Annotated in this window: 12 protein-coding genes; 4 read left to right on the plus strand and 8 right to left on the minus strand. The window is 46.0% G+C overall.

Annotated features, from left to right (window positions below):
* The first annotated feature begins 24 nt into the window (after positions 1-24).
* On the plus strand, positions 25-1314 hold the full coding sequence (locus D0A37_RS19805; RefSeq protein WP_242716877.1) for a hypothetical protein: 1290 nt from the start codon (positions 25-27) through the stop codon (positions 1312-1314).
* A gap of 292 nt (positions 1315-1606) precedes the next feature.
* Here D0A37_RS19805 and D0A37_RS19810 read toward each other — a convergent pair whose 3' ends face one another.
* Positions 1607-2032, minus strand: a complete 426-nt coding sequence (locus tag D0A37_RS19810; protein WP_445242419.1) for a class I SAM-dependent methyltransferase — start codon at positions 2030-2032, stop codon at positions 1607-1609.
* Positions 2033-2204: 172 nt separating this feature from the next.
* Here D0A37_RS19810 and hemH point away from each other — a divergent pair, with 172 nt between their 5' ends.
* Complete coding sequence (gene hemH / locus D0A37_RS19815) at positions 2205-3368, plus strand: ferrochelatase (protein WP_242716878.1); 1164 nt, start codon at positions 2205-2207, stop codon at positions 3366-3368.
* Positions 3369-3588: 220 nt separating this feature from the next.
* On the opposite strand, the gene D0A37_RS19820 is transcribed toward hemH, so the two are convergent.
* Entirely contained in the window at positions 3589-4200 is a 612-nt protein-coding gene (locus D0A37_RS19820) for a DUF4126 domain-containing protein (protein WP_242716880.1), read from the minus strand.
* 330 nt (positions 4201-4530) lie between these two features.
* Here D0A37_RS19820 and D0A37_RS19825 point away from each other — a divergent pair, with 330 nt between their 5' ends.
* On the plus strand, positions 4531-5817 hold the full coding sequence (locus D0A37_RS19825) for a Glu/Leu/Phe/Val family dehydrogenase (RefSeq protein WP_242716882.1): 1287 nt from the start codon (positions 4531-4533) through the stop codon (positions 5815-5817).
* 5 nt (positions 5818-5822) lie between these two features.
* Positions 5823-6017, plus strand: coding sequence for a hypothetical protein (locus D0A37_RS19830; RefSeq protein ID WP_445242420.1), 195 nt, complete (start codon positions 5823-5825; stop codon positions 6015-6017).
* Here D0A37_RS19830 and D0A37_RS19835 read toward each other — a convergent pair.
* From D0A37_RS19835 to D0A37_RS19860, 6 genes are all read right to left on the minus strand, one after another.
* Positions 6014-6888, minus strand: a protein-coding gene (locus D0A37_RS19835) for an IS630 family transposase (protein ID WP_242716884.1) whose coding sequence is annotated in 2 segments (ribosomal slippage) — positions 6014-6556 and positions 6559-6888 — 873 coding nt in all. Because the reading frame shifts where the segments join, the coding sequence is not laid out codon by codon here. The genes D0A37_RS19830 and D0A37_RS19835 overlap by 4 nt on opposite strands.
* A gap of 195 nt (positions 6889-7083) precedes the next feature.
* On the minus strand, positions 7084-8118 hold the full coding sequence (gene nrdJ, locus D0A37_RS19840) for a ribonucleoside-triphosphate reductase, adenosylcobalamin-dependent (RefSeq protein WP_242716886.1): 1035 nt from the start codon (positions 8116-8118) through the stop codon (positions 7084-7086).
* 277 nt (positions 8119-8395) lie between these two features.
* The gene (gene nrdJ / locus D0A37_RS19845) at positions 8396-9640 is read right to left on the minus strand and encodes a ribonucleoside-triphosphate reductase, adenosylcobalamin-dependent (protein ID WP_242716888.1); all 1245 of its coding nucleotides are present in this window, start codon (positions 9638-9640) and stop codon (positions 8396-8398) included.
* 405 nt (positions 9641-10045) lie between these two features.
* A complete protein-coding gene (locus tag D0A37_RS19850) occupies positions 10046-10735 on the minus strand; it encodes a hypothetical protein (RefSeq protein WP_242716890.1) in 690 nt (229 codons plus the stop codon).
* Positions 10736-10765: 30 nt separating this feature from the next.
* Positions 10766-11050 (minus strand): hypothetical protein, encoded by a 285-nt coding sequence (locus D0A37_RS19855; RefSeq protein ID WP_242716892.1) that lies wholly within the window; start codon positions 11048-11050, stop codon positions 10766-10768.
* A 258-nt stretch (positions 11051-11308) separates the two neighbouring features.
* Positions 11309-13471: a DUF4394 domain-containing protein gene (locus D0A37_RS19860; protein WP_242716893.1), complete on the minus strand. Its 2163-nt coding sequence runs from the start codon at positions 13469-13471 to the stop codon at positions 11309-11311.
* Positions 13472-13557 lie beyond the last annotated feature (86 nt).

The following is a 13557-nucleotide window of genomic DNA, read 5'->3' on the forward strand; positions in this document are numbered from 1 at the left end:
TTTAGCTTAGGGAGGAGGCTGCTGGTGGGCGATTCCCTACCGCAACGGGCCCGCAGGCGCGATCGGGATAGCTTCGCTGGCGCAGACATTTCAATTGCCAACAACCCAGGAGAATCTATTAAGATATATAAGACTTGTGCAAATCTTGCCAGTTCAAGGGCGCAAGTCATGACTCTACTGGAGCTTCTCATGTTAGCCGAGCTAATCTCTGCCAGACGAATACTCAAGACCAAACTCCTCGACTTCTTAGGACTTCCCGAAAATTGCCAAGACAAAACAGATCAACTCGTCAACCGAATTGTCTCCCTGGTGGAAGCAAATCCAGCCGAACAAGAAAGATTTTGGGAGACATTCAAAAGTGAATTAGCCGTCGATCCGGTAGAATTAGAAACAATACTCAAGTGTTCGCCTGCAGAACGCCAGCAGTGGATTGAACAAGACAAACTTCCTGTTCTAGAATACCGCTCTTTCCGCAAATCAGGAATCCATTTAGAATATCCCGTTCACGACAGAAGATTCATCTTAAGTCTAACGCCAACCGATATTAATAATTGGCGCAAAGAACCCAAAGGACTAATTAAAAATAATCCCCAAATACCCACCCCAATCAATACAGAAAACCCCGCAGAAAACGAACAATCCCGAGTAGCTTTTAGTTCCGAGTGGGAAAAAATCATTGCCGACTGGAAAGAACAAGGTTCGGCGGAAATTTCAGCAACCTTCCAGCTAGCTTACTGGACAGTTTGGGCGTCGCGCTGGGCAAAAGAAAATCAGCTCAACAGCTTTAAAGCAATTAATAAATATAAGGAAATCTACGAAACTCACCAGCAGGAATGGTATCAGCGAAAAAATCAAGCAGTCAAGTTACTGATTGAAATGCCCTACGCCATGCTTTACTTCTACCGTCCGGCGGATGCTGACAAATTATATCTCGAACTGTGCGACGACCACCAGGAAATGATGAAAGATGCCTACTATTGGGACAAGTGGGACTTTTTCTATCAGAACCGCAAACTTGTAAATAAGTGCCGCGAATGTGTGTACTGCGAAACCAAAGATTATTACTCGCTTTACTACCTGGAAATCAAGAGCGACAAGTTTCCCGATTTTAGTTTTTCTTTCCACACGCCGTACACAATAGGCAGAAAGTTTTTGCCGCATCCAGAAACGCTGCCTTATGTAGACCACGTAGAACAAGACGGCATTTTTCGCTTTGGCCGTCCGCTGCTGGAACAAGAGAAAGCTATTCACACAGAAAAGGATGTATTGCTCAAGTTTGAGGCGGCTTTGGCAGAAGCGAAAAAGTTTGTTTAGTTATTAGTTATTAGTGATTAGTCATTAGTCATTAGTAGACTTATTGCAGATTTTTTTGATTGATAGGGAAACGGCCGATAAACGCAGATGCTTTTACAGATTGTTTGCAAGGAAAGGCAATCTTGTCTACTAATGACTTTTGACTAATGACTTTTGAACTTGGATTACTTGAATGCTGCCGCCAGCATAAAGTTTTGGTTGTTGAGTTCATTCTGAATTGTACGATCGCAATCCCACCTCGGCAAACCAACTCCCCAAGTCAGTTTCGCTCAGCTTCCAAGCAGTTTCATTCTCAGACAACCACCAAAATACAGCCAACCCTGGCCAAAATACCGGATTTGTATGCCGAGGAAAATCTACCAAAATGAATAGACAACCGGGCTTGAACACGCAGTATACTTCGTGAAAGATTTGTCGCAATTGCGCCGATCGCATTTCGTGCATCGCAACGCTGCTGTGTACTCCTGTCAAACTGACAGTCGGGAAAAGGCATCGACTCAGCAAAAGCCTCTACATAATTGGCTGATAGTAAATTTTTCCTGGCCCGTTCGAGCGATCGCGGCGAAGCGTCAAGCCCTGTGATATCCTGGGAATATTGCACCAGAAATTGCCTAGTTTGACCGCTACCGCAGCAACGGTCTAAAACTTTAGTTTCCGCGCTGACGGTCAAATTTTGCACGGCTAGTTGGCCCAAACGAGCATCGCCGCCTACGCTCAAAGCAGCAAGACGCGCGATCGCATCGTACAGTCACTGATACCGATAACTTAAATCTCTAAAAATTGTTCCCATAGTTAAAATTATGTATACCTTGCTATCGACTTAAGATATTATTAACTTATATGATAAAGATAAGTAACAGAACTGAGATATTGGGAGAGCTGTAACCGCTATGGGTCGTGTGGGAGTATTGCTATTAAACTTGGGCGGGCCAGATCAAATCGAGGATGTCCGTCCTTTCCTGTTCAACTTGTTTGCTGACCCGGAAATCATTCGCATTCCGTTTCCCTGGATGCAAAAACCGCTCGCCTGGTTGATTTCGACCCTGCGCTTTCAAAAATCCCAGGAAAACTACCGCCAAATCGGGGGCGGCTCTCCTTTGCGGCGGATTACCGAGGAACAAGCGGCTTCGCTGCAAGAAGTCTTGCAGTCCAAGGGACAAGATGCTCGAGTATACGTGGGGATGCGCTACTGGCATCCTTTTACCGAAGAGGCGATCGCCAAAATTAAGCGCGATCGCATCGAACATTTGACAATCTTGCCGCTGTATCCTCAATTTTCCATCAGCACCAGCGGTTCTAGCTTCCGGCAGCTAGAAGAAATGTGGGGCAAAGATCCAGCCCTCAAGGATATCGAATATACCGCGATTCCTTCTTGGTATAAGCGGCCAGGCTACATTCAGGCAATGTCGGAACTGATAGCCCAAGAACTAGACCACAATCCTGAACCCGATCGAGTTCACATCTTTTTCAGCGCCCACGGCGTCCCCCTCAGCTATGTAGAAGAGGCTGGAGACCCCTACCAGCGCGAGATTGAAGATGGCACTCGTCTGATTATGGAACATTTGAACCGATCGAACGAACACACTCTAGCTTATCAAAGTCGGGTTGGCCCGGTGGAATGGCTCAAGCCTTACACCGAAGACGCGATTACCGAATTGGCAGAAAATGGAGTCCAAGATTTGTTGGTAGTTCCGATTAGTTTTGTTTCCGAACACATCGAGACTCTGCAAGAAATTGACATGGAGTATCGAGAATTAGCAGAAGAATCAGGGATTAAAAATTTCTACCGAGTGCCGGCACTGAATACTCATCCGGTGTTTATTGAAGCCTTGGCCGATTTAGTCATCGAGTCGATCGAATCTCCCAACGTTAAATTCTCTGATGTTATACGCCCTTCCAAGAAAGTGAAAATGTACCCTCAAGAGCAGTGGGAGTGGGGTTTGACCACGGGGGCGGAAGTCTGGAATGGTCGTGTGGCGATGATTGGTTTTGTGGCACTATTGCTGGAGTTAATTACGGGTCAGGGCCCGCTACATTCGATCGGATTGCTTTAAATTGACAGTTGACAGTTGACAGTTGACAGTTGACTGTTGACTGTTGACAGTTGACAGTTGACTGTTGACTGTTGACTGTTGTTACAAATGACTAATGATATCAAATCGGTTGGTATCGGAATTATTCATCTCTCTCTTCTCTTCCTCTGCGGTCTCTGCGGTTAAATAATTCCGAAACAACCGCAAACAATATGACTAATCACCAATAACTAATCACTAATTAATCAGGATCGCGCTTGCGGCGGCGGGGATTTCCCCTATCGCCCGGTATTCCCTGACTTCTGTACCAGCGATACCACTCTTTAGAACTGCGAATTGCCAGCCACAGCAGCATCATCGCAACTAACCCTCCCTGCCGCGGTGCGTCAAAGGCAAACAAAACCAAGGAAATGCACAGAACATCTTGGAGGAAAATCACCCAAATTGGCAAACCCCGCAGCCGATAAAACCATCCTGCTTGTACCAGTTGCAGCACTAAGGCCAACAAACCTCCGACAATACCAATTATCCACAGCATCCAAGGGTGAGCAATAATTTCGTCGATCGAACTTACTTGAGCGATCGAAATTCCCATAATTGCTCCTACAATGGGGCTGAAAATAATTTGCACAACTTGCAGTACCCGCTGTCCTACAAAGGTTTTAGAAGCAAATAACTCTAACAGCGACCAACTCACCAAGATGGTGATAGCCACCTGGGGGGGAACCCCCGACAATAGAGGTATTTCCGACCAAAGTTTGTCAATCCGCAACAAACCAATTAACAGCAGGGGCAGGGCAATTCTCATACCCCCTGCCGCAGACGCAGAGAGTGCGGCTAGGAGTCCAACCATAATAATAATTCAGTTTCTAACGTCAGCTAAAGCCTCGATCTATTTCAGAATTTAATTCCCCTGATGACTGGCTGTGATTTGAGCGATCGAACTCAAAGTGCGGCTTGAGGTTAAATATCACCTTCTATTGTAAGTGTATCTGCTTAATCGCTGCTTGGCACTCCGAGATTGTCGATCGACACCAGGCAGTTGACTGTTAACTGTTGACTGTTGTCAGAAGAAAGGAGGCAGCATTCAACCAGGATTGTGATTAAATTAGCTTAAGCACCCGAAGCCTTCTTCTCTCTGACAACAGTCAATTAACAACACTCAACAGTCAACTAACTTCTTATGTCTGATTCATTATTTGCCGATGCCAGCCGCCGATTAGAACGAGCCTTAAAATATGTGTCGCTTTCCGAGGATACTATTGAACGGCTGAAACACCCCAAATCCAGTTTAATTGTATCGATTCCCGTGCGGATGGACGACGGTTCCCTGCGAATTTTTCAAGGTTATCGGGTGCGCTACGACAATACCAGAGGCCCGTCTAAAGGAGGAGTGCGCTATCATCCGGAAGTATCCCTTGATGAAGTGCAATCCTTAGCATTTTGGATGACTTTTAAATGTGCAGTTTTGAACTTGCCTTTTGGAGGAGCCAAGGGCGGAATTACTCTCAATCCCAAGGAATTGTCCAAACTGGAATTGGAACGGTTGAGCCGGGGCTATGTCGATGCGATCGCAGATTTTATCGGCCCCGATGTTGATATTCCAGCGCCGGATGTGTACACCAATCCCATGATTATGGGTTGGATGATGGATCAATACAATATTATTAAGCGGCAGCTTTCTCCAGCGGTTGTGACTGGTAAACCCGTGACAATTGGCGGCAGTTTGGGCAGAGATACCGCAACAGCAATGGGTGCTTTTTTTGTAGTACAAACTCTTCTACCCAAATTTGAGCTAAATCCTCAAGATACAACTGTAGCAGTACAAGGTTTTGGTAATGCCGGTGCAGAAATAGCAGAACTGCTCTGGAAAGCAGGTTACAAAGTTGTTGCTGTCAGCGATTCCCAAGGGGGAATTTATGCTAAACAAGGTCTGGATATCCCGAGTATTCGAGGCTTTAAAAACTCTAACAAAGGTATCAAAGCTCTTTACTGTGAAGGTTCTGTTTGCAATATTATCGAACACGAAATCTTGACAAATGAGCAACTCTTAGCATTAGATGTAGACGTGCTGGTGCCAGCAGCTTTGGAGAATCAAATAACTGAAGCCAATGTTAATGATGTTAAGGCTAAGTTTATTTTTGAAGTAGCTAACGGGCCGATTGATTCTGCTGCTGATTTGGTTTTAGAAGCGAGGGGAATTCAAGTAATCCCTGATATTTTAGTCAATGCCGGAGGCGTAACGGTTAGTTATTTTGAGTGGGTGCAAAACCGCAGCGGGCTTTATTGGACGCTGGAGGAAGTCAACCAGCGGTTGAAGCATAAAATGGTAGAAGAAACTGAGGCAATTTGGAAAAAATCTCAGGAATTGTCAGTTTCCATGAGAACTGCTGCTTACGTGTACGGGTTAAATAGACTCGGAGAAGCTATGAATGCGAAGGGAACGCGGGATTATTACATAAACGGTTGAGAAAAGTGCGATCGGGGAAGCCCGATCGCACAATCTTACCGCAGTTATTCGAGAAGAGTGCAGTCTACGAACCGACTTGGCAAAACTTGGCTTTGAATTGGAGAATTTTAGGTTTGCACGCAGCCGTTTATTTTACCGCAACTTTGCTGTTGCAGAAGCGGAAAGATATTTTCAAATATAGCAACCGCCAAGGCGGTTAAGCCGCTGTGCGAAGCACAGCTTCCATTGCATCTCTCAGACAGCCGTATTGAGTTAGTTGTTTACGAATTCGACTCTTTAACCATGACCAACATCGCTCAATTTTGTTAAGATCGGGAGAATAAGAGGGTAAGTATTTTAACTGACACCCGGCTGCTTCAATTAATTGAATAATATTTCCACCTTTATGAAAAGTGGCATTATCTACAATTAGTATTTGCCCGGGTTTGAGCGTCGGTATTAAACAAGCTTCTAACCAAGTTTCAAAGACCGTTCGATTACAAGAACCCTCAACAGTAAAGGGAGCCAATAACTGCCCATTACAAAAGCCAGCAATCATATTAATCCGCCCTTGCCTCCTCCCACTTTTGAGATCGTAAAACCGCTGACCTCTTTCATTCCATCCATAGCTATAATTTTCTCTATTGTCCATCCCTGCTTCATCTATATACACTATTTCTTCGGGTTTATACACGACTATCTCTTCTCTAAATTCAGCTCGTTTTATTTCATTTCGCTCTTGATAACCATAAGTTTTTTTTTGCGAGTGAACCCGATTTTCTTTAAAGCTCTTGATATAGTACGATCGCTAATTTCTTCCGACCATAGTTGAGCCATCTCTACTTGAGTTTTATCTCCATTAACCTCGACAAATTTGGTAAATTTTCCCCAGTCAGTAATTTTATGCCCATTCCCAGGTGGTTTATTCGGCAGTGCTTGAAAGTCCCCTGTCTCGCGTTCCCGCTTCAACCATAATCGAATCGTGTCACGACTAATACCGAATAGAACACTGGCTTCACTAATCTTTAAGCCATCAAGCTTGATGGCTTGGATCACTTTTTGCCGGAGATCGTAACTGTAGGGTTTGGGCATGGGTTTCTATAAGAGCACAGCCTGCGCCAGATTAAGGTCTACTTCCAGTCTATAGCTTAACCGCCTTGGCGGTTGCTATAAGTAGGTCATCCGGGTATTAGAGCCCCGACTTCTTGGTCGTGCATTTTTGTGCAACTCAAAAAAAAGAAATCCCCAAAGCCAGGGGATTTCTGATACTTAAGCCGATCGCTAAATCTATTTAGTCTCCGGCATCAAACACTTATCGGAATCGCAGCCCGCCGGCCCCGAATCCATCATTTCACCTAAGTCATAGCGACTTAGTGCCGCATGAAAAACATCTATTTGGCGGCGCCCTACAGTCTCTTCCACCATCTTGGTGTAAATTTCCTTGCTCACCGGTTCAAAGGGTAGACGCGGGAAAGTTTCAAGAGCATCAAACCTAGCCAAAAGCGCTGCGGAAATGTAGCCTTCATCATCGCGAATGGCTTCATAAATCCGAGTGCCCAAACTTTCAACTTCATTTTCGCGCAGTTCAATCGTGGCCGAAGTGTTATGGCGGACATAGAACTTTTGCACCTGCATATAAAAGTCCATTTGTGCCGCCGCTGAGAATTTGTTAATGTCAATTTCATCAGCACCGGGTAAATCAGCCCAACTTACCGCAACGGGTATTTCTACCAGCCATTCCGTGCAGCGTTCGTCGAAGGGATTGTTCAGCAAATTGCCGTTTTCATCTTTGTCAGATTGAGACGGAATCACATTGTATCCGTAGTCGATGCAGGCGAGGGCTACGGGGTCGTTTTTGCCGAAAGTGATTCGGCGAATGAAACGCTGGGCTTTCGGTGGATGCCAGCCGGGAGAAGCACCTGTCAGCAGAGATTTAGTACCCGATGGTTGAACCGTTGTGCAGCGATTTGGGCGTTTTAAGGAATGGCGATCGCAATAATCCCATACTACCCGATTGACAATCTCGCGCCAACCACTCAAATACTCTTCTTCCCGCTGTTTAAAAGCGATTCCTTGCGGAGTTTGCGGGCGGCCTTCCACCCACCAGCGCAGCCACTCAACGCCAAAAGCATGAACGAAGAAATCGAACAATCCCGTGAAAGATACGCCGACAATCGGGTCTAGTTCGCGGCTGTATTGATAGCGGGGTTCAAGAAATTTGTGATTGAGAAGTACCGCGACAGATAGAGCCGCAGCCCTGAAAGCTTCCTCCTGTTCTTTGAAGTTGTAAGGATCAATTTGATTGAGGTGGACCTCCGCCAAATTACAGTGGAAATTAGAGCCGATGATTTCCAGTTTTGTTACCCTAAAGGCTTTTTATCCTCTAGTTCTACAGATTCCATTTTACCTGTAGCTCGGCGTACTTTTTCATTTACGGGAGTTGTAAATGCCCCGCACTCTTGCCAGGATTATGTTCTTCAAAAAAGAAGGTTCACCCGGTACGCTCTACGGTGGTAAAGGATTTTTAATTCCCTTACTTACCTCGGAGTTAACATCTCAGTCTTCTCCGATTTTGCGAGGTTTTTAACGTGAGGCAAAATTACTTACCACACGGGTTTAAGCCCACGCGGACTAACCGATGATCTAACTCGCCAGCAGTCATATTAGGATGGCGTTCCTGCAACCAGTCTTTAGCTTTTCCTTCGTCGTAAGCTTTCAAAAATTCAAGTTTAAGACTCGGTGTTGAAAGTAAATCAACGTTAGATCGAGCTACGGCTTCGCCGGCCCATTGAATCGCACCTTCGCCGCTGTAATACTGTTTGCGGACAGCATCAATACATTCTTCTAGTGTAGGTTTGGTATGGAAAACTCGCGTATGGTTAGCCATCCGAAGGGCATCGCGTTCTGGATCTATTCTCCAGTTGCCGCTTTCATCTTGTTGCCACAAATTATTTTTAGCATTTGCCCCCAGTTCGTCATCAAAAGAAAACTGACGCATTCCGGCCGATCTTCTAATATTTCCTGCGACGATCGTGACCGCCGCTTCATCTATCAACACACAGCATTCAACTGAATTTAACTGCCGCCCTAAAGCTTTATTCAAAATAGCGGCGCAGCGCTGATAAAGGTCGGGCAATTTCACCGGATTGGCTACTCCGCCAAAACCTTTTAAAGGTTCTCCCACCGGGCGAACGTCGCTCAAATCGATGAATACTTGAACTTCTCCTGCAAATCTTTCATCTGTGGATAATTCCAGCAAAGTTTGATAGGAGTTTACCCAACCTTGGCGAGAATCTCCGACATAAATAGTTGCGGTTTTTTCTGCTATTTTTACTTCTGTTTCTTCACGGCGCGACTGGGCGGGTGTAGAGCCGATTTCGCCTTGCATGGTTAGGGTTAGACGGTTGCGAATCGGCGGCAGTTGATTGATATATTGTGGTTCCAAGACGGCCCCAGTGCCGCAGCCCATCATTGCCAAATCCATCAACAAACCAAAGGAACGCCAGTCGAGAATATTTGTTGAGGAGCAATTATATGCACCGGAAAAATTCTCTGGTTGTTCGATCCATTTGCTGCCGCCTACCCACAGCCAGCGGCCTGAAGCGAGGGTTTTGAGCTGGTTTTGCATCCGGTGCAGCAGTTGTGTTTCTTCGGGGGTGAGGTTTCCCAGCTTTTGCAGCCCCTTGACTGTTCGATCGCACACCTCCTCCCAAGTCTCCCTTCCCGTCTCGGTACGGCGGCTGTACGTCCTGAAAAATACTGGATTGGCTGCGGGTGCTGTTTCGGGGAAATCGGACAGGTTGCGTTTCTCGCGGGCACTCGATCGCTCTAATTCTCGAACCATAGGTTGTGTACTGACGTGTCGGAATATATCAACAGACTATGAATATACAACAGGATTCAGATTTAGGGTGAAAGCTTGATAAATTTGACAATTTGCACTAAATATGGGGCTTCGGACTCGGGAAGGTCGATCGGGCGAGCGCTACAGCCATTACACGGTGTAAGTTCCGTTTAAGGCGAGGCGATCGATAACGCTATTTTGAATCTCATCCGAGAATTCGGGAAACGGCTTTATCGCATGACTACTCTCTTTGCTTCCGCGCTTGAAAATGGAAATTATAATTCGAGAGTTAATCACTTATCACTTATCACTTATTAGACATCTTCCAAAAAGGCTGTGAAGAACAGGCTGGACGGCCTGTTCCACAATAATTATGGGAGATGTCTATTACTTATTATTACTTTATCAATCAACGTGTCCGGTTAGTATCAAGACTAATAGTGTAAACGACTCAACGATCGGTCTGATTAATATTGATATCGGCACGATTAGAATGAAACCTGCAAATCTCGACCAAACCCTGGGTGTTTGCATAAAGTGCAAACCGAGTGCCGCTGCAATTAGAATGGCTACTACCCAACTCAAAATAGGTGTTATATTATCCCAATCACTTTCGATCATATTTCCGAAGATATTGGCTAATGGATTGGTTAAAAAAAGCCAAATTCGATCGAAGTCTGTTAAGCCCAGAGAATTTTCTATCCAGACATCGGCTTGATTGGGTTTGTGGGGCAAGTCATAAAAAGCGCCGCATTGAAACGATTGTCCGCTGTATCTAATATTACACTGCGATACTACTTCCAACGATCCTACCTTAAATTCAATCTCAAGCGATCGACCTTTCAGGTTCGTTCTACATCGATTGATGTTATTGGAGGCATCTTTCCAATCGCATGAAAAAGAATGTCCGGACACGATCGTAATTCGATGACCTTCACGGGCTAACCCAGAGCTAGACCCTTCGCCAATTCTCAATTCTGCAACTGATCCAGCTACAGAAATCGGCCCGCCCCAAAAAATGATGCCGATCGCAATAATTAGGCAATAAGCGGCGATCGCCAAGGGAGAGTGTAGCAACCTTTTTTTTAGATTCATGATTCGAGTTCAATTTTAAGGAAAATAACTTTAATGAGTTGTTAAAAACTCAATATTTGGCAACAGGGGGTCTTGAACAACCCCCACACCGTTAAATCCCCAACGTTCGAGCAGCTTTTTGACAGAAGAACCAGAAATCGATTCTACCCCGAATCGATCGGCAACCTCAGCAGCGTGGGCGTTGAGATAACTCAAAGCGTCATAGTCTTCGCGAAACATCAGCAGGTAACTAACTGCAGCATCTGGATTGGGATTGGCACAGAGATATTTGCCGTCACTGCGGGAACGGAGCAAGTAAAAAACTTGAGATAACATCTTATCTTTATTGTCAAAATAATATGTTACCTCAAATTGGGAATTTTGAACTTGTACTCTCGCGTAGCCGAAGTATTTGGAATTGCCCGAACGATTTTAGATTGACCATTAGAACTAAGGCCAACTGTCACATGACCATCGACTTGTAGCCAGTTGGCCTTAGTCCTGCAATTTGAGAGTGTAGAAAAGTTGAGTTGTTTTCAACTTTCTACCTAAAAACTACATAATTGATGCCTAAAATCGCTGGGAATCTAGCAGTTAAATCAAAGTCAGTGCTAAACCTTTAATCCCTCGCCCGTCACCAATTTGACCGACGATCGAAGCTTGACCGGTCGTCAAATTGATATTGTACAGGCTGGAAACTCCGCCAACTTCGATCGCAGCCAAAGCCGTCTCGTTACCGCCAAAACTCCTGACATCAAAGCCGAGAACGGTACCAGCATCAATTCCCAAAGACCCGATCGTATTCAACACCCCATTATTCGGCGGATCTTGCCGCACCAAAACGTCTAAATTGGTGTCAATTGCAAATAGTGTCGTCGAAGTTGCTCCCGGAAAGTTATTCACATACGCAGCCCCGCCAGCCGCGCCGGGATTGCCAAAATTAGGATCGCCCGATCGGTAAGCCAAATTCGCGTCGAGTTGAATTCCCCCCGTCAGCGTGTCAAAATCGACAATTGCCCCCGTATCCGGGTTGAGGCGGGCGTTTTGACCGGCTTGATTGACAAACCGAATTCGATCGACTGTCGGATTGAAATCAAAACCCGCAGCCCCCGGAGTTAGGGGAACAGCAAACTCCCCGCTACCGACAGCAGTTGCAGCGCCAGTCACCGGATTGATCGCGTACAAGCGATTGCTAGAACCCACACCGTAAAGCAAACCGTTAGCGGGGCGAAAATCAATTCCCAGCAAGCTTTCTCCCGGCTGCAACCCAGTAACTGCCGCGTCGCTGAGAATCGCCCGCGGTGCCGCCTCGTTAAAACCGACAATTGTTTCGGCGCCATTTCTGACAGTTAAAGCGTAAGCTGTAGGCAAAGGCAAAGCCAAACCGTTAATCTGTCTCCCGTCGGCAATTTGACCGACAAAGGAAGCTTGACCGCTACTTAAATTGATATTGTACAAACCCGAAATGCCACCAACTTCCAGCGCCGCCACTGCCACCTCGCGGCCGCCAATACTCCTGACATCAAAGCCGAGAACGCTAGTAGCATCAACTCCCAAAGATCCGATCGAATTCAACACTCCATTATTTGGCGGATCTTGTCGCACCAAAACATCCAAATCGCTGTCAATTACAAACAGCGTTGTCGAAGTTGCCCCTGCAAAGTTATTCACATACGCAGCCCCAGCAGCCGCTGGAGTTGATCCAAAATTGCGATCGCCCGCCCGGTAAGCCAAATTCCCGTCGAGTTGAATTCCCCCCGCCAGCGTGTCAGAATCGACAATTGCCCCGTTATCCGGGTTGAGGCGGGCGTTTTGATCGGCTTCATTGACAAACCGAATTCGATCGACTGTCGGATTGAAATCAAAACCCGCAGCCCCCGGAGTTAGAGGAACAGCAAACTGCCCGTTACCGACTGGACTTGCTTCGCCAGTCATCGGATTGAGAGTATACAAGCGATTGCTAGAACCCACACCGTAAAGCATACCGTTAGCCGGCCGATAATCAATTCCCAGCAAACTCTCTCCCGCTTGCAATCCAGTCACGGGCAAATCTGATATCACACTTCCCGGATTGGAAAGACTAAAACCGACAATCCGATTAGCAGGAGTTAAAGCATAAGCCGTTGTCAGCGCTGGAGGCGGGGGATTGGGAACAACGCTGCCAATGTTATTAGTGAAACTTGCCTGGTTAAGTGAACTTGGTCTCACCCCTCTGAGAGTAGCGAGGAATTCTCCAGTCACCCGGTCTTGAATAACAGTATCGTTTCCAGCTTCTTGAATATTCAAGTCGCTAAAACTGAGACCTTCCCCCAAACCGATTAAATCTGTACCGACTGCAAAATCGGCGATCGCGTCCGCATTTGCCAAACTAACACCGCCGCTGGTACGGAAAGGATCTGCCTCAGCGTAGCGCCTCAAAACAAATATGTCTGCGCCGTCTCCGCCTATCAGGATATCAGTATCTCTATCGCCTGACAAAACATCATTGCCGGAGTTGCCCGATATGGAATCGCTGCCTTTTCCGCCCACTAAAAAATCGTTATCTTCTCCGCCGTTAACAATGTCATTTTCTAAATCTCCAAACAGCGAATCTTGACCCGTATTACCATCAATTAAATCGCTTTGCTTACCTCCATAAATGCTATCATTACCGGAGTTTCCGGCAATGGTGTCATTGCCCATCAAACCAAAAATTAGGTCATTTTCTGGAGTTCCTGCAAGCAAGTCTGCTTGGGCGGTGCCTCTAATTTCTGCCATGTTCTAATTACCCTCTAAATTTGATAGTTCTGTTGCCTAACGGCGGTGGTATTCTCAGTCAAAATATCACAAATTCGCACTTTTAG

Origin of the sequence: Microcoleus vaginatus HSN003 (genome assembly GCF_022701255.1) — a bacterium.
In the GTDB taxonomy this organism is placed as follows: Bacteria; Cyanobacteriota; Cyanobacteriia; order Cyanobacteriales; family Microcoleaceae; genus Microcoleus; species Microcoleus vaginatus_B.

What these genes read in the sequence shown, in the direction of transcription:
- hemH (WP_242716878.1), top strand. Translation starts at nt 2,205, where the DNA reads ATGGGTCGTGTGGGAGTATTGCTATTAAACTTGGGCGGGCCAGATCAA.
- D0A37_RS19820 (WP_242716880.1), bottom strand. Translation starts at nt 4,200, where the DNA reads ATGGTTGGACTCCTAGCCGCACTCTCTGCGTCTGCGGCAGGGGGTATG.
- D0A37_RS19825 (WP_242716882.1), top strand. Translation starts at nt 4,531, where the DNA reads ATGTCTGATTCATTATTTGCCGATGCCAGCCGCCGATTAGAACGAGCC.
- nrdJ (WP_242716888.1), bottom strand. Translation starts at nt 9,640, where the DNA reads ATGGTTCGAGAATTAGAGCGATCGAGTGCCCGCGAGAAACGCAACCTG.
- D0A37_RS19850 (WP_242716890.1), bottom strand. Translation starts at nt 10,735, where the DNA reads ATGAATCTAAAAAAAAGGTTGCTACACTCTCCCTTGGCGATCGCCGCT.
- D0A37_RS19855 (WP_242716892.1), bottom strand. Translation starts at nt 11,050, where the DNA reads ATGTTATCTCAAGTTTTTTACTTGCTCCGTTCCCGCAGTGACGGCAAA.
- D0A37_RS19860 (WP_242716893.1), bottom strand. Translation starts at nt 13,471, where the DNA reads ATGGCAGAAATTAGAGGCACCGCCCAAGCAGACTTGCTTGCAGGAACT.